The sequence below is a fragment of the Bradyrhizobium sp. P5_C11_2 genome (assembly GCF_054049755.1).
Map to the genome: position 1 here is coordinate 1 of NZ_JBFULT010000053.1, position 23,208 is coordinate 23,208.

The 23,208-nt window shown below is 65.2% G+C and carries 20 protein-coding genes and 1 pseudogene; 7 read left to right on the plus strand and 14 right to left on the minus strand.

What is annotated here, in order from left to right:
* Positions 1-741: 741 nt before the first annotated feature.
* The 3 genes from ACXJL8_RS08380 to ACXJL8_RS08390 all read left to right on the plus strand — a co-directional run bounded on the left by ACXJL8_RS08380 (position 742) and on the right by ACXJL8_RS08390 (position 3,735).
* Positions 742-915 (plus strand): hypothetical protein, encoded by a 174-nt coding sequence (locus ACXJL8_RS08380; protein WP_456621601.1) that lies wholly within the window; start codon positions 742-744, stop codon positions 913-915.
* A 700-nt stretch (positions 916-1,615) separates the two neighbouring features.
* Positions 1,616-3,208, plus strand: a complete 1,593-nt coding sequence (locus tag ACXJL8_RS08385; protein WP_456621600.1) for an EAL domain-containing protein — start codon at positions 1,616-1,618, stop codon at positions 3,206-3,208.
* A 161-nt stretch (positions 3,209-3,369) separates the two neighbouring features.
* Positions 3,370-3,735: a VanZ family protein gene (locus ACXJL8_RS08390; RefSeq protein WP_456621599.1), complete on the plus strand. Its 366-nt coding sequence runs from the start codon at positions 3,370-3,372 to the stop codon at positions 3,733-3,735.
* Between the two features lie 56 nt (positions 3,736-3,791).
* Here ACXJL8_RS08390 and ACXJL8_RS08395 read toward each other — a convergent pair whose 3' ends face one another.
* The 13 genes from ACXJL8_RS08395 to ACXJL8_RS08455 all read right to left on the minus strand — a co-directional run bounded on the left by ACXJL8_RS08395 (position 3,792) and on the right by ACXJL8_RS08455 (position 16,578).
* On the minus strand, positions 3,792-4,220 hold the full coding sequence (locus ACXJL8_RS08395) for a CHRD domain-containing protein (RefSeq protein ID WP_456621598.1): 429 nt from the start codon (positions 4,218-4,220) through the stop codon (positions 3,792-3,794).
* Positions 4,221-4,348: 128 nt separating this feature from the next.
* Complete coding sequence (locus ACXJL8_RS08400; protein WP_456621597.1) at positions 4,349-4,633, minus strand: hypothetical protein; 285 nt, start codon at positions 4,631-4,633, stop codon at positions 4,349-4,351.
* A gap of 126 nt (positions 4,634-4,759) precedes the next feature.
* Positions 4,760-5,206: a hypothetical protein gene (locus ACXJL8_RS08405; RefSeq protein WP_456621596.1), complete on the minus strand. Its 447-nt coding sequence runs from the start codon at positions 5,204-5,206 to the stop codon at positions 4,760-4,762.
* Between the two features lie 151 nt (positions 5,207-5,357).
* Positions 5,358-7,085 (minus strand): chemotaxis protein, encoded by a 1,728-nt coding sequence (locus tag ACXJL8_RS08410; RefSeq protein ID WP_456621595.1) that lies wholly within the window; start codon positions 7,083-7,085, stop codon positions 5,358-5,360.
* A 5-nt stretch (positions 7,086-7,090) separates the two neighbouring features.
* Positions 7,091-8,182, minus strand: a complete 1,092-nt coding sequence (locus ACXJL8_RS08415) for a protein-glutamate methylesterase/protein-glutamine glutaminase (RefSeq protein WP_456621594.1) — start codon at positions 8,180-8,182, stop codon at positions 7,091-7,093.
* Positions 8,183-8,199: 17 nt separating this feature from the next.
* Positions 8,200-9,057, minus strand: a complete 858-nt coding sequence (locus tag ACXJL8_RS08420; protein ID WP_456621593.1) for a CheR family methyltransferase — start codon at positions 9,055-9,057, stop codon at positions 8,200-8,202.
* Positions 9,058-9,197: 140 nt separating this feature from the next.
* The gene (locus tag ACXJL8_RS08425) at positions 9,198-11,003 is read right to left on the minus strand and encodes a methyl-accepting chemotaxis protein (RefSeq protein ID WP_456621592.1); all 1,806 of its coding nucleotides are present in this window, start codon (positions 11,001-11,003) and stop codon (positions 9,198-9,200) included.
* Between the two features lie 59 nt (positions 11,004-11,062).
* Positions 11,063-11,551, minus strand: coding sequence for a chemotaxis protein CheW (locus ACXJL8_RS08430; RefSeq protein WP_456621591.1), 489 nt, complete (start codon positions 11,549-11,551; stop codon positions 11,063-11,065).
* A 65-nt stretch (positions 11,552-11,616) separates the two neighbouring features.
* Entirely contained in the window at positions 11,617-13,314 is a 1,698-nt protein-coding gene (locus tag ACXJL8_RS08435; protein WP_456621590.1) for a methyl-accepting chemotaxis protein, read from the minus strand.
* A gap of 45 nt (positions 13,315-13,359) precedes the next feature.
* On the minus strand, positions 13,360-13,821 hold the full coding sequence (locus tag ACXJL8_RS08440) for a chemotaxis protein CheW (RefSeq protein ID WP_456621589.1): 462 nt from the start codon (positions 13,819-13,821) through the stop codon (positions 13,360-13,362).
* On the minus strand, positions 13,821-15,893 hold the full coding sequence (locus tag ACXJL8_RS08445; protein ID WP_456621588.1) for a chemotaxis protein CheA: 2,073 nt from the start codon (positions 15,891-15,893) through the stop codon (positions 13,821-13,823). Before ACXJL8_RS08445 ends, ACXJL8_RS08440 begins: the two co-directional genes overlap by 1 nt.
* Positions 15,890-16,255 (minus strand): response regulator, encoded by a 366-nt coding sequence (locus ACXJL8_RS08450; RefSeq protein ID WP_456621587.1) that lies wholly within the window; start codon positions 16,253-16,255, stop codon positions 15,890-15,892. The genes ACXJL8_RS08445 and ACXJL8_RS08450 overlap by 4 nt, the downstream gene beginning before the upstream one ends.
* A complete protein-coding gene (locus ACXJL8_RS08455) occupies positions 16,255-16,578 on the minus strand; it encodes an STAS domain-containing protein (protein WP_456621586.1) in 324 nt (107 codons plus the stop codon). The genes ACXJL8_RS08450 and ACXJL8_RS08455 overlap by 1 nt, the downstream gene beginning before the upstream one ends.
* Before the next feature lie 263 nt (positions 16,579-16,841).
* Between ACXJL8_RS08455 and ACXJL8_RS08460 the strand changes: the two are divergent.
* The 3 genes and pseudogenes from ACXJL8_RS08460 to ACXJL8_RS08470 all read left to right on the plus strand — a co-directional run bounded on the left by ACXJL8_RS08460 (position 16,842) and on the right by ACXJL8_RS08470 (position 21,000).
* Positions 16,842-17,980 (plus strand): annotated as a pseudogene (locus tag ACXJL8_RS08460) (response regulator).
* A 179-nt stretch (positions 17,981-18,159) separates the two neighbouring features.
* Positions 18,160-18,831 carry a hypothetical protein gene (locus ACXJL8_RS08465; protein ID WP_456621585.1) on the plus strand — a complete coding sequence of 224 codons (672 nt, stop codon included), beginning with the start codon at positions 18,160-18,162 and terminating at the stop codon, positions 18,829-18,831.
* 18 nt (positions 18,832-18,849) lie between these two features.
* On the plus strand, positions 18,850-21,000 hold the full coding sequence (locus ACXJL8_RS08470; RefSeq protein ID WP_456621584.1) for a CHASE2 domain-containing protein: 2,151 nt from the start codon (positions 18,850-18,852) through the stop codon (positions 20,998-21,000).
* A gap of 35 nt (positions 21,001-21,035) precedes the next feature.
* On the opposite strand, the gene pobA is transcribed toward ACXJL8_RS08470, so the two are convergent.
* Positions 21,036-22,208: a 4-hydroxybenzoate 3-monooxygenase gene (gene pobA, locus ACXJL8_RS08475; RefSeq protein WP_456621583.1), complete on the minus strand. Its 1,173-nt coding sequence runs from the start codon at positions 22,206-22,208 to the stop codon at positions 21,036-21,038.
* Between the two features lie 51 nt (positions 22,209-22,259).
* Between pobA and ACXJL8_RS08480 the strand changes: the two genes are divergently transcribed.
* The gene (locus ACXJL8_RS08480) at positions 22,260-23,162 is read left to right on the plus strand and encodes a helix-turn-helix domain-containing protein (RefSeq protein WP_456621582.1); all 903 of its coding nucleotides are present in this window, start codon (positions 22,260-22,262) and stop codon (positions 23,160-23,162) included.
* Positions 23,163-23,208: the final 46 nt, after the last annotated feature.

Below are 23,208 nucleotides of genomic sequence, written 5' to 3' on the forward strand. Positions count from 1 at the left end.
TCTCACCAGCAACAGCGTGATGAAATAAACCCAGCCCGCCATCGCGATCAGCGCAACGCTGAAAAATGCGCCTTCAAACGCCCGCTCTCTGATCTTCGTGAGGGGAAGTGCCGCTCGCGCTTTCTGAAGCATCTCGGTCTTCTGATTTGTTTGATTTGTTCGTGCTCGTTGTCCTGAATCATAGCCGAACGAATTCGACGATCTCGTGACGACTCCCTCAGAGCAGCGCAAAGCTGTTCTTCGAGATCTCCGTCTCGCGCATGAGTCGCGATGGATCGATTCGCGTTCGGAGTCGTTGCGATCATCCTCGTGCGAAAATTCAATCTGCATTGACTGTTGTGAATTTGCCGCGCGCCGTCGCAACGGCGATGTCGACCTCGCGCAACGAGGCATACCGGCCCGTCGGCTCGAGGCGGGAACGGGCTTGCGAGGATCGTCCATCGGTTCTGCGACAAGCGGACATGGTGGCAGAACATGCTCGAGCGCGGCTATCGGCGCGCACGGATCGCGACTTGGTTAGCGAAAACTCCGTGGTTATACGGAGCGTTTTGCACCAGATTTATCCCGGTAAGGTTGAGCAGTTAGCTTAATCCGCGTTGTTTGTTGCGAACTCCGACGGATCGCTTATCCATCTTGGCACCGGGCTCCCCCAAGCCCGGCCCCACCCAAGCAAAGCCGTCGAGCGAACGTGGGTCCGCTTGGCGGCTTTGTCGTTGTGTCGACGAGAGGATGAGTTCGGTTATGGCGCGTAGGCCCTGGTCGTTCAAGGAAGACCGCCGGCTGATGGAGCTGGCCAAGTCTTCGACTTCGCTGGAAGAGGCGGCGAAACAGCTCGGGCGCTCGCCCGATGCGGTCAAGCGCATGGCCCTGCGCCTCGGCCTGTCGCTCAAATCCAAGGGCACCAAGAAGAATTAGCGGCCCTTGCGCCGGCCGTGCGCGCCAATTCACGGACATGCGCGTCTCCCGTGATCGAGCCGTGAATGGAAGCCGGCCAATCGACGCAGCCCGACCGCTTTCGGCGCTCTCGATCTCCCCGCGTATGGATGGTAGACTATCCAGCAACGAGATTAAGGTTGTCCCTTTCCGGCGGAGAACGATCGCTCGATTGGCTTCCGTATCCGCTCGACGGTTTGTTGGAGGAATACAGTCATGTTGTCCCGCGCACTCGCCGTAGCTTTGCTCCTGGCTCTGCCTTCGCTGGCGTCGGCGCAAGTTCCCGTGCGATTCGGATTTCCGAACGGTGCGCCATGGTGCGCCTTCGGTTTCGATTGCAGATTCCTGAATTTCCGCGAGTGCGCGGACCGGATTTTTGATCCCTCGCGAAACTGCGTCAAGAATCCGTACTTCGCGGCCCACTATCCCACCAATGTCGACAAGGGCTGGTCCTACAATCGGCGTTGAACGGAACGTCGTTCCCGTGAACGGCTTCGTCATGCCGTCAGGCGTGCGGCTTCGCGCCTGACGCGGCCGGCGAAGTCCCGTCGATGACAAGAATTTGGGCAACGGTCAGCGCCGGCTCACGCTCCGCATACCACCGCCGGCATTGGCTCTAAACCTTATCTTAGCCCCTCCCCGGTTAGGGTTCGCGTAATCTTTCTTAACCCCCTCGGGCGGGATGACGTCGGCACGGCCGAAATTCAGACTGGCGGCGCTCGTACTTGTGGGCACGGCGGCGTTCGGGCTCGCCGGTCACTTTGCCGCGATGCGGTTCATCCACGACCAGCAGGCACGCCGGCTCGACGAGCTGACCGAGGTGGTGCTGCGCCGGTCCGAGTTCGCCGTCGACTTCGCTGCCGCAAGCCTCGACGAGCTGGCCGGCCGCGGGCTCGCCACATGCGACCCCGCCTCGCTCCAGGCGATCCGTCTGCACGTCTATCAGCGCTCCGCGGTGAAGGACGTGCGGCTCGTCAATTCGGACGGCTCGGTGATCTGCTCGGCCTATTCGGAGACGCTCGAGTTCGACAAGGGCTGGGTCGACCGCGCCGACATGCTCGCCTCGCGCGATTCCAGATTGATGCTGTTCCGCGTCGAACAGTTCGGCGGCGACGCACTCGGCGTGCTCAGGGACATCGGCGGCAAGAAGGCGCTGGTTGCCATCCTCGGGGTCAATGCCAGCCTGTTCGACATCATGCCGGCCGAGCTGCGCGCGCATGGCGAGGTGCTGCTGGCCCTCAACAACGGCGCACAGCTCGGCGAGTTCACGCCCGACGCCGACAAGGCGCTGCCGCATCCGGTCGAGTTCGCGAAGAGCTCGGCGCGCTACCCGCTGCGCACGGTCATCCGTATCGACAAGACCGTGCTGTCGACATGGAACAGCGAGGCCTACTGGCCGGCCATGGCGGTCGCGCTGGCGCTGGGCGTATTGTTCGGCATCCTCTTGTCGCGCACCCGGCGCATGGAGGGTCCCGTCGCCGATCTCGATCGCGCGCTGGCGCGCGGAGAATTCAGGCCGTATTACCAGCCGATCTTCGACTTGAGGACCGGCCGGATCAGGGGCTGCGAGATCCTGGCGCGCTGGCTGCGCGAGGACGGCTCGGTGGTCCCGCCGATGAATTTCATCCCGCTGGCGGAATCCAGCGGCCGGATCGAAGCCATGACCTGGCAGATTCTCGGCCGCGCGCTGGCCGATCTCCAGTCGCATCTCAAGGCCGATAAGGAGTTCAAGCTCTCGCTCAACGTCGTGCCGAAGCACCTGTTGAGCGCCGGCTTCGTCGAAACGCTCCGCACCACCGTCGCCGCGGCAAAAGTCTCGGCGCGGCAGATCGTGGTCGAGGTGACCGAGCGCGACGAACTCGACGATCTCAAGCGTGCCGCAGCCGTCGTGAGCGAGCTGCGCGATTTCGGCTTCCGTGTCGCGATCGACGACGTGGGCGTCGGACACAGCGGGTTGTCGCGGCTGAAGGGGCTGGGTGCCAACACCATCAAGATCGACAAGTTCTTCGTCGACACCATCACGGTGGACGCCTCGACCACGACGATCGTGGAGATGCTGGTGGCGCTCGCCCGGGACTTCCATATGACGGTGGTGGCCGAAGGCGTCGAAACCGAGGAGCAGGCCCACGCGCTGATCTCGTGCGGCGTCGAAGAGGGCCAGGGCTATCTCGTCGCCGCGCCCCTGCCCTTCGCCAAGTTCAGCGAGCTGATGGCCTCGCGATCCGCCGCAATTGCGGCCGCAGTCCCGATCGACGACACGGCGCTGGTGGCCTGACCGCGCCGGCTGGCCCGAATTCGGACAGGCTGCCGAGCTGTACCGTCACGACATGTCCCAACGCGAGCCGCCGGATGAAGCGGCCCTCGGAAGTGTGGGGACCTTAACGATGTTCTTCGCTTTCAAAAGCGGCCGGCCGATCGACCCGCTATGCTGGTGCCATGCGCCGCAACCACATCATCGCAGCCGCGGGAATCTGCTTCGCGCTGATCATCTATGCCACGCTTGCCAAGCTCGCGGGCAGGCCCGCGCTCATGGGCCATGCGGAGGCCTACTGGGTCGTCGTCATCGAGCGCTTCAGCGCCTACGGCCTGCTGGGCTTCCTGCTGTCCTTCCTGCTGCCGGGGCGGGTCAAGCTGGCTTGCGTCTTCGTGGTCGCCGTCGCAGTCGGCCTCGAAGTCTTGCAGGCGGTGACGCCGGATCGCGATCCCCGGTTCATAGACGTGCTGCAAAAGGCGGCCGGCGGCACGGTCGGCGTTCTCCTCGCCCAGACGATTTTGGCTTTCCTGCCCAGGCCGCCGTCTTAGCGCAGCCAATACCGGTTGCGCCAACCGACACCGCACGGCGTGGAGAAGCGAAATCCCTACTTCGCCATCTGCCCGCGCAGCTCGCCGCCGGGATTGGCTGCCGTGTGGATGTTCGCGTACCACTTTCCGGCCAACAGATCCGCAGCCTGCGCCTCGGTGAGGGTCGCCGTGCCCTGGATCGGGCTTTGCGCCGACTTGAACGGAAGCGCGATGCCGGCATTCTTGCCGGGGTCGCTGGGCCCGTGGAAATGTGCGCCCAGCGCGGGTCCGCTGAGATCGGCATAAGTGACCGTATAGGTCAGAATCTTCGTGCCCGTGTCGAAGGCCGCCTCCGCCTTGCCGGAACCGGAACTCGTGTTGGGCGGCACTTCATTGCTGCCCTTGAGTTCTGCCTGCAATTTGATCACTTCGGCGGTGGCCGCCGTCATGAGGCCGAGCGGGATCGCAACAACCAACGCACCCGCCAGGTACACGGCTTTGTTCATCGCATCCTCCCAGCCGGGATCGCTTTGGGCCACGATCCGTTCCAGTGTGAACACCGGCGGTCGCGCCGAATTCCGGCTGGACGATTATGCCTGATTCGAAGAGAGCCGACTGCCGCCGGAGCGGCGAACTAGGCCACCCCGCGGGTCGAGCCCGCCTGCCCGGTCGTGAGAACCCCGGCCATCTGCCGATGGGTCTGGCGCAACGCCGCGATCGCTTCATCGAGGTCGACTTCGGCTTCGCGAATGGTTTCGAAGAACCGGGCCATCAATGCGAGGTTCAGCTTGACGCGGGTGTTTCCATCGCGGCTTTTGCGGCGATCCAGCGACAAATGCAGCGCCTGAAGCCGGGCTTCGGCAGCACTGCAGCCGCTGAGTGTCGCGAGTTCGTCATATGTCATCCAGATCTGAGGCATGTCCCTGTCCGCCCTTTTGTTATGAGCGCCAACCTAGATTTCACCTCTAAAGGCACTCTTGCCGTGGTGCGGTCGCGGGGTGTTTTCGCGACAACAGCGTCAATGCAAAGCTAAAGCGCGGGAGCCTCAGGAAACGGGCGTCTTGGGAGGCGTGAACGGATGGCGCGACCGTGAACGGCCGTCGAGGCCCTTGGGCAGCTTGTCGGCCTTGAGCTTCACGACGGCGCCTCTGTCGTCGGCGGCCGGCACATCCTCCTGGCTGTAGATCAGCGTCGCCTCGAACATCACTTCGGGCGCCTGCCTGGCCGTTCCCGAGCAGGTCGCCATCTTGCCGTTGAATACGCCCGAGAGGTTGACCTCGACCTCATCGGGACCAAACACCGTCGGCGGGCCCTCGGCATGCCGTCGCGTGGTCAGGACGGCCGTGAAGCGCTGGTCATCGACCTGGTAGGAGCCGCCATAGGTGAAGAAGCTGTCGCTGCCAAAGATCCGCCCCTGGGCCAGATGCACGACGCCGGTGCCCTGGCCACGCGGGGTCCTGAACCAGGCAGCGTATTTGCCGTCTCTCAGCATGAAAAACTTCCGTCGTAAAATTCATCCGTATTTGCAACCAACTCTGGGGCGCGACAATGACCGATGCAGTGAGCATTCCGCTACGGTTAACGCCCTGCAAAGCCGACCCGTCAAATTGCGGCCGACGCGCGAGGCGACGCCGGAGGAGACGTCAAAACAATTCTATGCCGTCATCCGCGGTCTCGACCGCCTCGACCCGGCGCGTGGCGGCGATCGAGGCCAGCCCGAGCGTTCGCAAGAATTCCCGATGGACGTCGCGCTCGCGCTCCATCGTGTAGCGCGCGAAGAGAGCGTCGAGCATCGCCTCGTCCTGCGCCTGCGGCTGCGGCCGCTGCCGAGCCGCGCTTGCGGTCTCGATACGCGCGGCGACCGCAGGCAATGCCGCAGAGCCCTCGCCCAGCGTGGTCATCAGGCCTTGCGCCGAATTCATCAAACCCTCGAATTCCGCACCTTCGTCGACGAGCCGGCTCATCAGCTTGCCGAGCCGTTCGTTGCCGGCCTCGATCTCGCGCAGCGCCTGGAGAATCTGCGGCTCGAGCTTGGCGAGCTGCGTGGGGTCGCCCTGCACGCGCAGCTCCTTCAGCTCATTGGCCGACCGTTCGATGCCGTCGAGCACGGGCCTCAAGCGCCCTGCGCCCGCCGAGACCTGGTCGGCGGTCGCCTTGAGCTCGTTGGCGATGACCACGAAGGCGCTGCCGCGGCTGCCGAGATGGCTGGCCTTGAGACCCGCATTCATTCCGATCAGGGTGATGTCGACCGTGGCCTCGGCGAGCCCGGCGATCGCCTCCCGGAACTTCGCCAGCGTCTCCTCGACGATCGCCAGCGCGTCGTCGACCGCACGGCCGGCGCCCTCGCAGGTGGCGATCAGGGTCGAGGCCTGCGCCAGCGTATGCTTGATACGCGCCAGAAACGACGACGACCCGTCATCCTCGCCGCCGAACAGCGCACGGCCATGTCCAACGACGCCGCCCGCATCATTCAGGATGGCCGTCAGCGCGCGAACGATCTGGCCGATATCGCCGCCGAACTCGCGCTGAGCGTCCCTGAGCAGGGCCGCCTGCAACTGGCCGATCGCGCGCGCGCCGTCGTCGCTCGCGACCGGTTCCGGAACGAGGCTGGGGCCGGATCCGGACGCAAGGCCAAGGCCGTGACAGACGTGCTCGAGGCGTTGGCGCGTGCTGTCGCCGGCCTGCAACGAAATGATCGCGCCGCCCACCGCCTCGGCGATCTTCCTGGTGCTGCCGCTCGCGAGGTCGGCGAGATGGCTGCTCTTGCTGCGCTGGTCACGCAATCCCGAATACGCCGCGCCGAGTTCGGCGCTCTCCGAGACCAGTTGATCGCGATAACGGCCCTCGAATTCCTTCTGCCGGCCGGACGCGGTGGCCACCGCCTCCGACAGGCGTTGCTGATCCCGCGCGCAGCCCTCGATCGACCCCTGCACGGCCTTGCCGAGATCGTAGGCCTCCTGCGTGAAGGCGAGAAAGCCCTCGCGATCGCCGTCGAGCGAAGCCGCCTCGATCCGCGCGCTGCGCGCGATGATGGTGATCATCTGGATGTGCTTGAACAGCGGCTTGAGCAGCGAGGACGCCTCCGCGGTGCTCTTGCCGATCGTCGCGAGCAGAGCGCTCTCGGCCGGTAGCGCCTGTGCCAGTTCGCTCAGTCGCGCGGCGATCTCCTGCAACGCGGTCGCCGCCCCCTCGATCTCGGCGCCGGACAGCTCGCCGGAGAGCGTCGCAAGACCCTGGTTCAGCTCCTTGAAGATGATGTGGCCACGACCGAGCTCGTGACCGACGCGCGCGAACACGGCCTCGATGCGCGACGAGACATCCTCGATCGCGGCGATCGCCTCAGTGAGCGTGCTGGCCGGAATGGCGGACATTGCGATCAACCCGCCACCGCAGCGTGCCCGGCCTGATACCAGTGCATGATCTCGCGCGGGATGTGGTGCAGCGAGACCACCTTCTCGACACCGCCATGGGCGATGGCTTCCTTGGGCATGCCGAACACCACGCAACTTTCTTCGTCCTGCGCGCGCGTCGAGGCGCCGAGCTTGCGCATCTCCAGCATCCCGCGCGCGCCGTCGTCGCCCATCCCGGTCATGATGACGCCGAGCGCGTTGGCGCCGGCATGCTGGGCCGCCGAGCGGAACAGCACGTCGACCGAGGGACGATGCCGCGACACCGGCGGACCGTCCTTGATCGCGATCTGGTAGCGCAGGCCGATGCGCTGAAGCAGCATGTGACGGGCACCCGGCGCGATATAGGCGCAGCCCGGCAGCACCGGCTCGCCGTCCTCGGCTTCCTTGACCCGGATCTGGCAGACACCGTCGAGACGCCTGGCAAACGCGGCGGTGAAACCTGCCGGCATGTGCTGCACGATGAGGATGCCCGGGCAATTTGGCGGCAGCATCTCCAGCACGTCGTTCAGCGCCTCCGTTCCCCCGGTCGAGGCGCCGATGCAGACGATGCCTTCCGTCGCCGGCCGCGTCCGGCCCTGCACCGGCGGCGGGATGATCGCGTCGGCCGTCAGCTTCCTCTCGATCGCCCGCCGCTCCGTGCGCGGGCGCACGCGTGCGCGCGCCGCCGACTTGACGGCTTCGCGCAGCCGCGTCGAGCACTCCAGCAGCGCCTGCCTTGTGTCGATCTTCGGCTTCGGCACGATGTCGACGGCGCCGGCCTCGAACGCCTCGAACATCACGTTCGAGCCCTCCTCGGTGAGCGAGGAGCAGATGATCACGGGAATCGGACGCTGCGCCATGATCTTGCGCAGGAAGGTCATGCCGTCCATGCGCGGCATCTCGATGTCGAGAATCATGACGTCGGGGATCTCGTTCTGGAGGCGACGCGCCGCGGCGAACGGATCCGAGGCCGTTCCCATCACCTCGATGTCGGAATCGTCGTTGAGGATGGATTGGAGGATTTGGCGCACCGACGCCGAATCGTCCACGATCAGGACGCGAACCTTTCCCTGCGGCATTTTGGGCGGCGCTCCAATCAGACCTGGAAAATGGTGGGCTGAACTTGCTTCAATCCCGGCACGGCACTGTGAATCATCGATTCCGAATGTCCGACCAGCAGATAGCCGCCGGGCCGCAAATGGTTGCACAATTGCTCGATCACCTTGCGCTGGGTCTCGCGCTCGAAATAGATCAGGACGTTGCGGCAGAAGATGATGTCGACGTCCCGGTCGACCGGGTAGGACGTATCCATGAGGTTCATCCGCATGAAATGCGTCATGCGCCGCAATTCCGGAACCACCCGCACCTCGCCGCGCGACCTGTCACGTGACGACAGGAAATATCGCTTCAGGAACTGCTCGGGCACCGGCGCCAGCACATCGCGGGTGTAGATCGCAGTCCTGGCAAGACGCAGCACCGCGGTCGAGATGTCGGTACCGAGGATGCGGAACTGAAACCGCGATCCGGTCCGCGTCATGTCGTCGAGCACCATGGCCGCCGTGTAGGCCTCCATGCCGGTGGAGCTCGCCGAGCTCCAGATCTTCAGGTTCGCGTTCCTGCGTCCGTGCAGCTTGAGCAGAGCCGGGACGGCGGCGTCCCTCATGAAGGTGAAATGCTGCGGCTCGCGGAAGAAGTCGGTCTTGTTGGTCGTCACCACATCGATGAGATGGGTCAGCTCGGTGTCGAAATGGTTCGCCTCGAACAGGTTGTCGACATACTCGTTGAGATCGGAAAAGTTCAGCGCCCGCACGCGCTTGTGCAACCGTCCTTCCAGCATCAGCCGCTTGCCCTGCGGCAGCTTGATGCCGACCTGGCCTTCGATCAGCTCGGCAATGGTCCGGAAGTGACGGTCCGACAGATGGACGGCCGTATCCTGCACAGCGGGCATGGACATCATGAGCGCCTGCCCGGGCCCGGGGTCACCGCCTGCACTGAACCTGGGGCCGTATGGGCCATCTTGTATCCTGCTATCTCACGCAACCGTTGCAGACGGATCGGCCCGTCCGGGAAGGACGGGTCGATCCCTCAGACCTCCTAACGCTGGAAATCGGCGTCCCGATCGTCTTCGCCGTCGGCCATGTCGAAAGCGAATCCCCCGCCGCCCGCAACCTTCACGGCACGCGCCGTCTTGGCCTGAGGCTTCCTGGCCGGGCGATCGGCAGCCGCCATGTGCGCGGCCTTGGTGCGCAGCTGGCTCACGGCACGGTCGATCGGCGCAGCCGCATGGCCCTTCGCGCCCTGCTCGATGCGGAAATAGGCGATCGTCGACTGGAGCTGCTCGGCCTGAGAGGCGAGCTCTTCCGAGGTCGAGGACACCTGCTCGGAGGCGCTGGCGTTTTGCTGGCCGACCTTGTCGAGCTGCTGGATGGCCTGGTTGATCTGGGCCGAGCCGACGTCCTGCTCGCGGCAGGCCGCGGTGATCTCCTCGACCAGCTCGGCGGTCTTCTTGATATCAGGCACAAGCTTGGCAAGCATGTTGCCGGCTTCCTGCGCGACCTTGACGGTTTCGGTCGACAGCGTGCCGATCTCGGCCGCCGCGGCCTGGCTACGCTCGGCGAGCTTGCGCACTTCGGAGGCGACCACCGCAAAGCCCTTGCCGTGCTCGCCGGCGCGCGCGGCCTCGACCGCCGCGTTAAGCGCGAGCAGGTCGGTCTGCCGCGCGATCTCCTGCACGATCGTGATCTTCTCGGCGATGGTCTGCATCGCATTGACGGCGCGTCCCACGGCAGCGCCGCTGGCCTCGGCATCCTTGGCGGACTGCGCCGCGATCTTCTCGGTCTGGTTGGCGTTGTCGGCGTTCTGCTTCACGTTCGAGGCCATCTCCTCCATCGAGGAGGAGGCCTCTTCCGCGGACGAGGCCTGCTCGGTCGCGCCCTGCGACAGCTGCTCGGCGCTGGCGGAGAGCTCCTGGCTGCCGGCCGAGACGTTCTGTGCCGCGGTCAGGGCTTCCGACACGATCTGGCGGAGCTTTTCCACCATGCGCTCGAGGGCAAGGCCCAGCGTGTCCTTGTCCGACTGCGGCTTGGCCTCAACCATGAGATTGCCCTGCGCGATCGCGTTGGCAAGGGCCGCAGTCGCATTCAGGTTCACCGTCATCGCGTTCAGCGACTTGATGAGATCACCGATTTCGTCATTGCTGGAAGACTCGATCTTGTGGCTGAGATCGCCGATCGCCACAGCGTCGGCGAGGCCGACGGCCTGCGCCAGCGCCCGGCTGATGTTGACAGCGATCCAGGTCGCTGCGACTGCGGCGATCAATAGCGAGGCAATCACCAGGCTTATCAGCAGCATTTCGGCGCGGGCGCCGTCCTGCTTCGCCTGTTCGGCCTGCTCGGCCATGTTCTTCTTGACGTTCTTGATATAGCCGTCAGCCGCCTCGATCGCGTCTGCCACGACCTTGCGGCCGTCATGCATGGAGCGATCCAGAGCCTTCGGCTTATCGGTCTTCGCGAGCCTGACAGTCTCCTCCTGATAGGCGTTCAGCTTGGCGAAGGCGGCCGAGAACGCATCCATCAGCTTCTTGCCGCCCTCGCTGGCGGCAGCGTGAATCTCGTCCTTGGACCTGGTGAGCTGTTCACGGTTCTTGGCAAGGTCGGTGACGAACTGGTCATAGTCCGCGTCAGACGTCGCGAGGATGGAGTTCTTCTCCGCGCGCACCATCAGCAGGATGCCTTCCTTGAGCTCGGCGGCCTTCTCCATGCGGCCCGCACGGCTGACCAGAAGCTCGGTGGTGCCGACCATGTCCGACAGCTTCATGTAGCCGACCGCACCGGCAATCATGGAAAGCAGGATGACGACGCCGAAGGCACTGGCAAGCTTGGCTTTGACGGTGAATCTCATTTTGGTCTCGTTGGTTCGAATTGAGGTGCTACGCTTGACCACGCTTCACTCTTGCAAACTCAGGCGGCGCGGGGAGCATCCGCAGCCGCATCACGCCCGTCCGGGATCTCGTCATTCGCCATCAGCTTGGCGAGATCGAAAATGACGACGAACTTCTCGCCCTTGCGTCCGATGCCGGCGGCATAGTCGGACTGCCACTTGCCGCCCACCTCGGGCACGGGCTCGATCGCCTGCTCGTCGATGTCGGTGACCTCGAACACGCAATCGGCGACGAAGCCGACGCCGACCAGGCGGCCTTTCATCGGCACGTCGAGAATGATGATGCGGGTGGCTTCGGTGGCCGGCACGTTCGGCAGGCCGAGCTTGGTCCGGAGGTCGACGATCGGATAGCCGCTGCCGCGCACGTCGATCATGCCGAGCAGGAAGTTCGGCGCGTGCGGCAGGCGCGAGATCGGCCGCATGTCGAGGATTTCGCGGACGTTGCGGATGCTGATGCCGAACGTCTCGCCGGCGAGCCCGAGCGTCAGATATTGCGAGGTTGCGGCCATGATGCGATCCAGGGATCCGAAGGTTTGCGAATGAGCGCGGTCCGGCGCAAGGCCGGACCGATTGATCAGCGTTGGAATTCGGCGTCGCGGTCGTCTTCGCCGTCATGCATGTCGAAGGCGAAGCCGCCGCCGCCCGCGACCTTCAATGCGCGCGCCGGCTGGCGGGCGGCCACGGGCTTCTTCTTGCCACGATCGACGGTTGCCATGTGCGCCGCCTTGGCACGGAGCTGGGTGACGGCACGATCGATCGGCGCAGGCGCGGCGCCCTCGCCGCGTCCGGCGTGCTCGATCCGGAAGAACGAGATGGTCGACTGGAGCTGCTCGGCCTGCGAGGCGAGCTCTTCCGAGGTCGAGGACACCTGTTCGGAGGCGCTGGCGTTCTGCTGGCCGACCTTGTCGAGCTGCTGAATGGCCTGGTTGATCTGGGCCGAGCCGACGTCCTGCTCGCGGCAGGCCGCGGTGATCTCCTGGACGAGCTCGGCGGTCTTCTTGATGTCCGGCACGAGCCTGGACAGCATGCCGCCCGCTTCCTGGGCAACCTTCACGCTCTCCGTCGACAAGGTGCCGATCTCGGCGGCCGCGGCCTGGCTGCGCTCGGCGAGCTTGCGCACTTCGGAGGCGACCACCGCAAAGCCCTTGCCGTGTTCGCCGGCGCGCGCGGCTTCGACCGCGGCATTGAGCGCGAGCAGGTCGGTCTGGCGCGCGATCTCCTGCACGATGGTGATCTTCGCGGCGATGGTCTGCATCGCCTCGACGGCGCGGCCCACGGCGACACCGCTGGCTTCGGCGTCCTTGGCCGACTGCGCAGCGATCTTCTCGGTCTGGTTGGCGTTGTCGGCGTTCTGCTTCACGTTCGAGGCCATCTCCTCCATCGAGGAGGAGGCTTCCTCCGCGGACGACGCCTGCTCGGTCGCACCCTGCGACAGCTGCTCGGCGCTGGCGGAGAGCTCCTGGCTGCCGGCCGAGACGTTCTGCGCGGCGGTCAGGGCTTCCTCGACGATCTGCCGAAGCTTCTCGACCATGACGTTCAGCGACTTGGTGAGGTCACCGATCTCGTCATTGCTGGAAACCTTGATCATCTCGCTGAGGTCGCCATTGGCAACCGCGCCGGCGAGCCCGACCGCGCGGCCGAGGCCGCGGGCGATGCTGATGGAAATCCAGATCGCGGCGATCAGGCCGACCGCAAGCGATACAAGCACGGCCGAGATCAGCAGGAACTGAGCCCGATTACCGTCCTCGTGAGCCTGGGCCGCCTGAGCGGCCATGTTCTTCTTGACGTTGGTGACGTAGACGTTGGCGGCTTCCATCGCCTCGCCGACGGCCTTGCGGACATCGGTCATGGAGCGCTCGGCGCCCTTTGCCTTGTCGGTCCGCGCGGCCTTGAGGGCTTCATCCTGAACTGCATTCATCCGCGCATAGGCGGCGCCGAAATTGTCGAGGAGCTTCTTGCCTTCGGGGGAAGCCGCCGCGTGAATCTCTTCCTTGAGCCTCAGGAGTGTCTCGCGCTGCTTGGCGATCTCAGCGAGGAAGCGATCCCCTTCGCTGTCAGGGGCGAGAAGGAGGTTCTTCTCGGCGCGAACCTGGAGCAGGATTCCCTTCTCGATTTCCGCTGCACGGTCCATCCGGTTGGCGCGCGACACCAGGCTATCGGCGGTGTCGATCATTTCGCTCAGCTTCACATAAGCGAGGCCGCCCGCCGCCATCGAGAGCAACAGGACCACGCCGAACGCGCTGGCAAGCTTTGCCTTGACCGTAAATCTCATTTCCAGCCCCTACCCCAGTCCAAGTCCCGCCCGTGGGACCTCATTTCAATTCAGAATGCGTTCCATGTTGGGAACGATGACGAACTCTTCACGCCATTTGGCGATGAAGCGAATGAACTCCGGCTTCCAGTGCATGCCGACGCGCGGCGTCTGCTGCACGTCGGTCTGCGAGATCTCCGTGACCTCGTAGACCTTGTCGGCGGTCACGCCGACCATCACCGGCTCGCCGTCGAGCTCGATCTCGATGACGACGATGCGCGTGTCGGCCGAGTCCTCGAGTTGCGGCATGCCGAAACGGATGCGCAGGTCCGCGAGCGGAATCACATTGCCGCGCACGTTGATCACGCTCGGAACGAAGGATCGGGCGCCGGCGACCCTGGTCACCGGCACGGGATCGATGATCTCGCGCACCAGGCCCGCGTCGAGCGCGAACTTCTCCTCGCCGAGACCGATCATCACGACCTGCATCGCGTCCGCCTGATGCTCGCCGGTCCGCGTCTCGTTCATCACGCCGCCTCGCTGATGTGTTTTTCGACCCTGGACTGCGCCAGCGCGACCAGCTGTGCGACGTCGAGGATCAGCGCCGCCGTGCCGTCACCCAGGATGGTCGCGCCGGAGAAGATCGTGACGTCCGAGTGCAGCTTGGAGAGCGACTTGATCACGGTCTGGTGGTTGCCGATGATCTGGTCGGCGACGAGCCCGACGCGGCTCTCGCCGGTCGAGATGATGATGGTCTTCTGGTGCCGGTCCGGGGCGCCCGACGCAGTCATGATCTCGCGCAGGCGCAGGAACGGCACGAGATTGCCGCGCACATTGAGGAAGTTGCGGCCGCGCGAGCGCTCGTCCTCGGCGGTCAGCTCGACGCATTCCTCCACCGCCGACAGCGGGATGATGTAGCGGCCCTCGCCGACACGGATCAGGAGACCTTCGATGATCGCGAGCGTCAGCGGCAGGCGCAGCGTCACGGTGGTGCCCTGGCCCGGCCTGGTCGACAGATCGATCGAGCCGCGCATGTTCTCGATGGTGCGCTTGACCACGTCCATGCCGACGCCGCGGCCCGACAGCGCCGAGATGGTCTGCGCCGTGGAGAAGCCCGGATGGAACAGGAACTGGTGGATCTCGTGATCCGAGAGCACGGCGCCGACCGCGATCAGCCCCTGCTCTTCCGCCTTGGCGCGAATGCGCGCGGTGTTGAGGCCGCCGCCATTGTCCTTCACGGTGACCAGCACCTGGGCGCCGGAATGAACGGCGGCGAGCTCGATCCGGCCCTGCTCGGTCTTGCCGGCGGCGCTGCGGGTCGCGGTATCCTCGATGCCGTGGTCGATGGCGTTGCGGATCAGATGCACAAGCGGATCGGCCAGGCATTCGATCATGGTCTTGTCGAGTTCGGTGTCCTCGCCCGTGGTGACGAATTCGACCGGCTTCGACAGATCGCGCGACAGATCGTGAATCAGGCGGCGGAAGCGGCCGAACAGCGAGCCGATCGGCACCATGCGCGCGCCCATCGTGGTGTCGCGCAAGGACGAGGCGAGGCGCTCGATTTCCTCGGCGATCATCTTGATCGAGAGGTCGGAGCCGGAGGCGGCGAGCTGGGTCAGCCGCGCCTGAGCGATCACAAGTTCGCCGACCCGGTCCATCAACTCGTCGAGGCGCTCGGCCTGGACGCGAACGGTGGCGATGCCGCGCTCGTCGCGCTTGCCCTCGGCCTTCGGTTCAGATTTGGGTTCCGGCTTCGGCTCGGCCTTGACGACGGGCGGCGTAGCGACCGGCGCGGCAGCAACCTCGACCACCGGCGCGGCCAACTCGGCCGCAGGAGCCGGCTCCTCGTCGAGGAGCTGAAACAGCGGCATCGGCGCGGGCGCTTCGACATGCTCCAGCGGCGACAGCGTCAATTTCATCTCGTCCGAGACGAACATGAAGACGTCGTCGATCGCGTCCTTGTCGCAGGCCGCGTGCAGCTTGACGTCCCACTTCAGATAGCAGTCGGCCGGCTCCAGTTCGTCGAGGAACGGGATTCCATCGGTGATCGGCACGACGAAGCAGGGGCCGAGCTTGCAGAGATCTTCCAGGAGATCGAGCGGGTTCGAGCCGTTGCGCAGGATGTGGGATTCGAATTCAAGATGGAGATGCCAGCCGGCCTGCTTGCTCTCGCCAGGGGCCAGTGGCGGCGCTTCCGCGATCTCGGCGACCGGAGCATCAGGCTGGTCAAATGACACGAAGCGCCTGAGGTCGTCGAGAATCCCTTCACCGATGACGTCGTCGGTCGACTGGGGGTCCTCGATCAGCGCGCGGATATAGTCCTTGGCGGCGAGCGCGACCGAGATCAGCTCCTGGGTCGGCTTGATCTCGCCCTTGCGGACACGGTCGAACGCGGTCTCGAATTCGTGGGTGAAGGAGGCGACCTTGTCGAAGCCGAACATGGCGCCCGAGCCCTTGATGGTGTGCAGGGCGCGGAAGGCGGAATCGACCAGCTCGCGGTCGTCGGGACGCAGGCCGAGGTCGAGCAGGGCCCCTTCCAGGACCTCGAACAGCTCGCTGGCTTCCTGGCGAAAGACCTCGGTCGGGTCCATCGCGCTCATGCACGCACCAGCTTGGCGACGACGGCGAGCAACTGCTCCGGCTTGAACGGCTTGGTGATCCAGCCGGTGGCGCCGGCGCTCTTGGCCTCCTGCTTCACCGTATCGTTGGATTCGGTGGTCAGGAACACGATGGGCATGCCGACCGCGCTCGGCAGCTTGCGCAGCGCCCGGATCAGCTCCAGCCCGTTCATGACGGGCATATTAAGGTCGGTGATGACGAGGTCGAGCTTGCTGGCCTGCGCCTTGGCGAGGCCTTGCGCGCCGTCGCCGGCCTCGATCACGCTGTGACCGGCCGGCTCGAGCACGACCTTGATCATCTGCCGAATGCTGGGGGAATCGTCGACGGTCAGAATCGTGGCCATTAGGCGCCATCTTTCTTTTGCGGGAAATGCTGATCGATCATCGCCTCGCTGGCGAAGCCGGCACGGTGAAGGGTGTTGCGCAGCGACTGGGAGAAGGAGGTCAGCACCACCGGGCGGCCCTGGGCCTCGCCGGTTCTGGCGGTCGACAGCAGGAGCTGGATCGAGGTCACGTCGGCCTTGTCGACGCTGGAGCAATCGATCTCGAGCCGTTCCTGGCGGCCGAACGCCTCGCGAATGAGGTCATAGACGCTACGAATGGCCGCGATGCTGCAATCGGCGGGCAACCGCAACGACCACTTTGGCTCCGTCGGATTGAGCGCCATCGCTGCCCGCCTTTGCTGAATTCCGATACACGTTTGACGCGAATCGAATGAGCAAACCCCTAACGCAACGCTCCGTACAACTACGGGTCACATTCCCCGGGAGTTCGCGCAACCGCATCCAAACGTGCATAGCCGGTTGAAATCTCATGCGATGCGCGCATACCCGCAGCGTCACCCCCGGCGCGCGCATTTGCTCCGCGTTAAATTTCATCGGGTTATGGCTTGGGTTCGTGCCTTTGCCAGCGAAGAGAGCCGCGGCCCCGATGCTGACCCAAGCGCTCCTGGTTGACGACAGCCGCTCCGTCCTCAACTTCCTGAAACGTCATATCGAGGCCGACGGTCGGGTCGAGGCCACCACCTTCCTCGATCCCGTGGAAGCGCTGGCCTGCGCGCGGGAGCGCGTCTTCGATCTCGTGCTGGTCGACTACGAGATGCCGCATATGGACGGCATCAGCTTCATTCGCGCCTTCCGCACCCTGCCCGGCTGTGCCGACATCCCGATCGCGATGATCACCTCGCGACAGACCGACGACGTCAAGATGGAAGCGCTGCAGGCTGGTGCAACCGATTTCTTACCGAAACAGCCACAGAGCGTCGAGATGACGGTGCGCCTGCGCAATTTGGTGCGCCTTGGTGCAGCCGTGCGCAAGCAGAACGACCGTGCCGCCGATCTGGCGAGCGCAGTCGCGGCCGCGACCCAGAAGCTCGGCGAGCGCGAGGAGGAGATCATCCTACGGCTCGCGCTCGCGGTCGAATACCGCGACAACGACACCGGCGAGCATACGCTGCGGGTCGCCCGCTACAGCCGCATCATCGCCGAGCAGCTCGGCCTCCCGGCCCGGCTCTGCCGGGACATCTATCTCGCCGCGCCGCTGCACGACGTCGGCAAGGTCGCCATTCCCGACAATATCCTGCTCAAGCCCGGCAGGCTGACCGACGAGGAGATGGCGGTGATCCGGACCCACGCCACGATCGGCGAGCGGATTTTGGCGGACTCCGGTTGCGAGCTGATCCAGCTCGGCGCGCAAATTGCCGCAGGCCATCACGAGCGCTGGGACGGCACGGGCTATCCGCACGGCCTCAAGGCGGACGCGATCCCGGTCGCCGCGCGCGTGGTCGCGGTCGCCGACGTCTTCGACGCCCTGACGACGCGGCGGCCATATAAGGAGCCGATGCCGCTCGAGGCCGCACGCGACTATTTGGTCGAAAACCAGGGACGGCAGTTCGATCCCGAATGCGTCGAGGCTTTCCTGTCGCGTTGGAGCGAGGTCGTGGAGATCGCGGCCGGGCAGCGGCAACGCCGTTTCAGAAGGCCGAGGCCGTGCTCTCACCCTTTATAATGACAACGGCCGAGAGCCGCCCGGTCGAGGACCGCACGCCCGAGGCGATTCCGGCGGCCTGACGCCGGTCCGGGCAAGAGCTTGCCACGGCTCCACTTTCTCCGTTCGCCGGTTTGAACCAGTTCCTGATAGAGTGCACCAATATCAAAGAGTGATTCCGGTCACACTTGTCTGGGCGCGGCGCTGCTAAGCATCAGGACGGGGACCGGTCGTGGATCGGTCGAATTGGATGAGAATTCCCATGAAAAGCCTGGTCGGCGCCGTTGTCGGCGCGTTCTGTCTCGCCGCCCCCGCCTTGGCGGAAACCCCGACCGCGATCGTCGAGGATGTACAGGGCAAGGTCGACGGCATCCAATTCATGGACTATGTGGCGCCGGGCAAGATCATCAAGCTCGGCCCGAAGGCGAGCATCACGCTCGGCTATCTGAAATCCTGCCTGCGTGAGACGATCAGCGAAGGCGTCGTCCTGGTCGGCGCCGAGCAGAGCACCGTACAGCTCGGCAACGTGCAGCGCGTCAAGGTGCCCTGCGACACCAACGCGGCGCAGCTCTCCGAGCGCGAGGCGAACCAGAGTGCCGCGACCACGTTCCGGACCATGCGATCCGACACCAAGGGCGGCGCTCCGGCAAAGCTGCCCACGATCTACGGCGTCGCGCCGCTGGTCCAGGCCAAGAGCGGCAGCACGCTGGTCATCGAGCGCACCGACGGCAAGGAGCCCAGCATCAGCGTGCCGCTCAAGAACGACATCATGATCGGCGGCAAGTTCTACGACCTCGCCAAAGCCGGAAAGTCGCTGACCCCGGGCGGCACCTATCTCGCGATCCTCGGCACCAAGCGCTACGCCTTCCAGGTCGACGCCAGTGCCACCTCGTCGCCGACGCCGATCGTCGGCCGCCTGCTGCGGCTCGAATAGGCGGCCCGCGTCGACGCGATGCGGCGGATTGGCAGGGGGGACATCGTTGCGGCGATCCTGATTGCGCTCCTTGCGGGCGCGGCCTTCACGTCCCCGCCGCTTCAGACGCTGCAAGGCCTCTCGCTCGACATCCTCACGGCCATGCGCGGCAAGCTCGTCGGCGACCGCCGCGATCCCGCCACGTCACCTGTCGTCGTCGTGGCGATCGACGGCGAGACCTACGACACGCCGCCCTTCAAGGGATCGCCGACGCTGACCTGGACGCGCGAGATCGGCCGCGTGCTCGGAAGCATCACTGAGGGCGGCGCCAGGGTGACCGGCTTCGACGTCATCTTTCCCAGCTCGATCGAGCAGTCGGAGATTCCCTTCGGCGACGCGCCGCTCGGCGACCGCATGAAGGGATTCGACCGCGACTTTCTGATCGCCCTGCGACAAATATCGGACACCGGCAAACTGGTGCTCGGCGATATCCTGAGCAACGACCATCCGGACGTGCCCTATCGCGCACAGCAAGTGGCGGTGCGCAACAACATCCGCGCGCTCAACGTCCATACCGACACCGACCACGTGATCCGGCGGATGCCGCTGAGCTTTTCGATAAACGGCAGGCCGGTCCCCGCAATGGCCGTCGAGCTGGCCGCGCGCGCGCTCGGCGCGAAGCCGGAGACTGCGCCGTCCGGCGCGACGGTGTTGTCGGGCTATGCGGTCCCAAGCCCGGTGCCGAACACGCTGACGCTGAACTTCCGCGGCATGGGCCGCGACGTGCCGACCTATTCCTTCGCCGACCTGCGCGCCTGCGTCGAGAAAGGCGACCGCGATTTCTTCCGCCGCGCCTTCGACGGCAAGGTCGTGCTGCTCGGCACCGTCCTCAATTTCGACGACCGCAAGATCACCTCGATGCGTCTGCTCGGCGGATATGACGGAACGCCGGCGCCGCGATGCGCCCTGCCTGCCCCGGCGGGCTTCGCGCAGAAGGCCCGCAGCGACGTTGCCGGTGTCTTCGTGCATGCCACCGCGGTTCGAAATCTGATGGAGCGCGATGCCGTGACGGAACTCGGCTTTCCGCTGCGGACCATTCTAACGATCATGTTCGCGGCCATCGTTGCCTGCGCGGCCTGCATGCTTGCACCGGGCGGCGCGCTGGTCGCGTGGTTCGCCCTCACCGCCGTATACGCCGCGGTCGCCGTCGGGGCGTTCGTTCATGCCTTGGCGCTGCCGCTGGCGGAGCCTGCGCTCGCAAGCCTTGCCGCGCTCGCAATGATGATCGGCTACCGCTTCGTCGTAGCCGACCGCGAGGAGCGTTTTCTGCGCAAGAGCTTCGCGTTCTACCTCGCGCCCGAGGTCATCGACACCATGGTTGCCTCCGGCAAGATGCCGGCGCTCGGCGGCGAGATGCGCAACGTCACCATGTTCTTCTCCGACCTCAGCGGCTTCTCCTCCATCGCCGAGGCGATGACGCCGGGCGAGCTGGTGACCTTGATGAACGAATATTTGTCGGCGATGACCGACATCATCGAAGGCCATGGCGGCTATGTCGACAAATATATCGGCGATTCCATCGTCGCCATGTTCGGCGCCCCCGCCGACGATCCCGCGCACGCGCGCAACGCGGTGCGCGCGGCGCTGAAGTGCCACGACAAGCTGGCCGAACTCAACGCGAGCAACGCCGCCTTCGCCGGCCGCGGCCTGTCGCATCGCATCGGGCTCAACAGCGGCGAGGCCGTGGTCGGCAATATCGGCTCGCGCCGCCGCTTCAACTACACCGTGATGAGCGACACCGTAAACGTCGCCTCGCGGCTCGAGGGCGCCAACAAATATTACGGCACCGCGATCATGGCGTCGGAGGCCACTGTCGCCCAGACCGGCGACACCTTCGCCTGGCGCGAGCTCGACGCGATCAGGGTGCTTGGACGTGGCGAAGCGATCAAGGTGTTCGAGCCGCTGGCGGAGAAGGGTTCAGAGAGCGGCGAGCAGACGAAGATTGCCGCAGCGTATGCGCAGGGGCTGGCGTGCTGGCGGGGGCATGAGTTTGCCAAGGCGGTCGATGCGTTCGAGAGCGTGGCAGCGACCGATCCGGCATCAGCTTTGTTTGCGAAGCGCGCGAGAGCGTATGCCATAAATCCACCGTCACCGGACTGGACACCGGTCAACGCGCTCGAAGGGAAGTAGCGGCGCTCGCCCTCTCCCAAATCATCTCGCGCTAGCTAGAACGGCAGCCCCACATAATTCTCCGCCAGCAGCCGCTGTGCCGTCTCCGACGAGAACAGATATTCCAGCTCCGTCTGCTGAAGCCGATCCTCGTATTCGAGCCGATCGGGGAAGCGATGCAGCAGCATCGTCATCCACCACGAGAAGCGCTGCGCTTTCCAGATCCGGGCGAGCGCCTTGGCCGAATAGCCTTTGAGCCCTGAATCGTCGCCATTCTGATAATGCGCGAGCATGGCGTGATAGAGATAATAGATGTCGGAGGCGGCGCTGTTCAGTCCGCGCGCGCCGGTCGGCGGCACGATGTGGGCGGCATCGCCCGCGAGGAACAGCCCGCCATAGCTCATCGGCTCGGCGACGAAGCTGCGCAGCGGCGCGATGCTCTTCTCGATCGAGGGCCCCGTGACCAGGCGCGCGGCGACCTCGTCCGGCAACCGGCGCTTCAGCTCGGCCCAGAACGCATCGTCGCTCCAGTCCTCAACCTTGTCGGTCAGCGGCACCTGGACGTAGTAGCGGCTGAGCACCTGGGAACGCAGGGAACAAAGCGCAAAGCCGCGCTCGTGCTTCGCATAGATCAGCTCCGGCGACACGGGTTTGGTACGCGACAGCACCCCAAGCCAGCCGAACGGGTAGACCTTTTCGTATTCACGCAGCACGTCCTTCGGAATCGATCTGCGGCTGACGCCGTGAAAGCCGTCGGCGCCGACGATGTAGTCGCAATCGACGCGGACGGTCTCGCCGTTCGAGCGGTAGGTCACGTAGGGCCGGTCCGATGCCAGGTCGTGCGGCGTGACGTCCTCGGCGTTGTGCACGACCTTGCCGCCGAGCCGGTCGCGCGCGTCGTAGAGGTCGCGCGTCAGCTCGGTCTGGCCGTAGACCAGCACCGAATTGCCGCCGGAATGCTTGTAGAGATCGATCTGGGAGAGCACCCCGTCATGGGCGATCTCGAATCCCCTGTGGATCTCGCCTTCGCGGTCCATCCGCTCGCCGCATTGCGCCTCGCGCATCAGCTTGGCAAAGCCATGCTCGAGCACGCCGGCGCGGATGCGGGCCAGCACGTGGTCGCGGCTGTATTTTTCCAGCACGACCGTGTCGATGCCCTTCAGATGCAGCAACTGGGACAACAGCAGCCCGGACGGCCCACCGCCGATGATGCAGACCTGAACTTTCATTTTCGCGTCCTCCCGTTCGGGCTTTTTTTGCAGGTTTTTCGCTGCTTACCGATGGAGGGATCGGCCTTTGTCTTGTACAATTCGAACATGAGAACCGCAGTCCCAGCCCCGGCGATCCGGGTCTACAACCTGTTCGGCGAGTCCGGCGACCTGCCGGATGTCGTGCATTGCGAGACGATCGCGTCCCGTTCGGTGCTGCACGACTGGACGCTGGCCGTGCACCGCCACGCCCGGCTGCACCAGGTGCTGTTGATCGAGCGCGGCGGCGGCGAGGCGACACTCGACGGGCGCGTGGTGCCGCTCCGGCCGATGCAGATCGTCAACGTGCCGGTCGGCCACGTCCACGGCTTCCACTTCGTACCGGGAACGCAAGGCTGGGTGCTGACCATCGCCGCGGAGATCCTGGACGAGGCGCTGCTCGCTTCGGAGGGCCTGCGCGGAGCCTTGTCACGATCGGCCGTGCTGCGCGGCACGCCGCAGATCCGTGCCACCATGAAGCAGATCTTCGCCGAGCACGCCGCGCGCGATTTCGGCCGGGCGCATGTGCTGCGCGCGCTGTCGGCGGCCATGATCGGCCTCGTCGCGCGCGCGCTCGTGGGCGAGAATGGCGGCAATGGAACGACCGAGACCGGCCTGTTCCGCCGCTTCGAGGCGCTGCTGGAGCAGCACCATCTGGAGCGCTGGAGCGTTGCGGACTACGCGAAGGCGCTGTCGATCACGCCGACCCACCTCAACCGGGTGACCCGCGCGGCGACCGGCGACACCGCCTCGCATCTCATTCTCAACCGGCTGATCCGCGAGGCGCGGCGCAACCTCGTCTACACCAACCTGCCGGTCTCGACGATTGCCTACGCGCTCGGTTTCGAGGACCCCGCCTATTTCAGCCGGGTCTATACGGCAACGACCGGGTTATCGCCGCGCGCGTTCCGCGCGCAGCTCCTTGGCGGGGAATAGCGGCGCGGGCGTGCCCTCTTGCAAACGGCACTGCCATGCCTTATGT

What these genes read in the sequence shown, in the direction of transcription:
- ACXJL8_RS08450 (WP_456621587.1), bottom strand. Translation starts at nt 16,255, where the DNA reads ATGGCCACGATTCTGACCGTCGACGATTCCCCCAGCATTCGGCAGATG.
- ACXJL8_RS08480 (WP_456621582.1), top strand. Translation starts at nt 22,260, where the DNA reads ATGGAGGGATCGGCCTTTGTCTTGTACAATTCGAACATGAGAACCGCA.
- ACXJL8_RS08470 (WP_456621584.1), top strand. Translation starts at nt 18,850, where the DNA reads ATGCGGCGGATTGGCAGGGGGGACATCGTTGCGGCGATCCTGATTGCG.
- ACXJL8_RS08385 (WP_456621600.1), top strand. Translation starts at nt 1,616, where the DNA reads ATGACGTCGGCACGGCCGAAATTCAGACTGGCGGCGCTCGTACTTGTG.
- ACXJL8_RS08435 (WP_456621590.1), bottom strand. Translation starts at nt 13,314, where the DNA reads ATGAGATTTACGGTCAAGGCAAAGCTTGCCAGCGCGTTCGGCGTGGTC.
- pobA (WP_456621583.1), bottom strand. Translation starts at nt 22,208, where the DNA reads ATGAAAGTTCAGGTCTGCATCATCGGCGGTGGGCCGTCCGGGCTGCTG.
- ACXJL8_RS08405 (WP_456621596.1), bottom strand. Translation starts at nt 5,206, where the DNA reads ATGCTGAGAGACGGCAAATACGCTGCCTGGTTCAGGACCCCGCGTGGC.
- ACXJL8_RS08415 (WP_456621594.1), bottom strand. Translation starts at nt 8,182, where the DNA reads ATGCCGCAGGGAAAGGTTCGCGTCCTGATCGTGGACGATTCGGCGTCG.
- ACXJL8_RS08400 (WP_456621597.1), bottom strand. Translation starts at nt 4,633, where the DNA reads ATGCCTCAGATCTGGATGACATATGACGAACTCGCGACACTCAGCGGC.
- ACXJL8_RS08465 (WP_456621585.1), top strand. Translation starts at nt 18,160, where the DNA reads ATGAAAAGCCTGGTCGGCGCCGTTGTCGGCGCGTTCTGTCTCGCCGCC.
- ACXJL8_RS08425 (WP_456621592.1), bottom strand. Translation starts at nt 11,003, where the DNA reads ATGAGATTCACCGTCAAAGCCAAGCTTGCCAGTGCCTTCGGCGTCGTC.
- ACXJL8_RS08380 (WP_456621601.1), top strand. Translation starts at nt 742, where the DNA reads ATGGCGCGTAGGCCCTGGTCGTTCAAGGAAGACCGCCGGCTGATGGAG.
- ACXJL8_RS08420 (WP_456621593.1), bottom strand. Translation starts at nt 9,057, where the DNA reads ATGTCCATGCCCGCTGTGCAGGATACGGCCGTCCATCTGTCGGACCGT.
- ACXJL8_RS08455 (WP_456621586.1), bottom strand. Translation starts at nt 16,578, where the DNA reads ATGGCGCTCAATCCGACGGAGCCAAAGTGGTCGTTGCGGTTGCCCGCC.
- ACXJL8_RS08430 (WP_456621591.1), bottom strand. Translation starts at nt 11,551, where the DNA reads ATGGCCGCAACCTCGCAATATCTGACGCTCGGGCTCGCCGGCGAGACG.
- ACXJL8_RS08440 (WP_456621589.1), bottom strand. Translation starts at nt 13,821, where the DNA reads ATGAACGAGACGCGGACCGGCGAGCATCAGGCGGACGCGATGCAGGTC.
- ACXJL8_RS08445 (WP_456621588.1), bottom strand. Translation starts at nt 15,893, where the DNA reads ATGAGCGCGATGGACCCGACCGAGGTCTTTCGCCAGGAAGCCAGCGAG.
- ACXJL8_RS08395 (WP_456621598.1), bottom strand. Translation starts at nt 4,220, where the DNA reads ATGAACAAAGCCGTGTACCTGGCGGGTGCGTTGGTTGTTGCGATCCCG.
- ACXJL8_RS08410 (WP_456621595.1), bottom strand. Translation starts at nt 7,085, where the DNA reads ATGTCCGCCATTCCGGCCAGCACGCTCACTGAGGCGATCGCCGCGATC.
- ACXJL8_RS08390 (WP_456621599.1), top strand. Translation starts at nt 3,370, where the DNA reads ATGCGCCGCAACCACATCATCGCAGCCGCGGGAATCTGCTTCGCGCTG.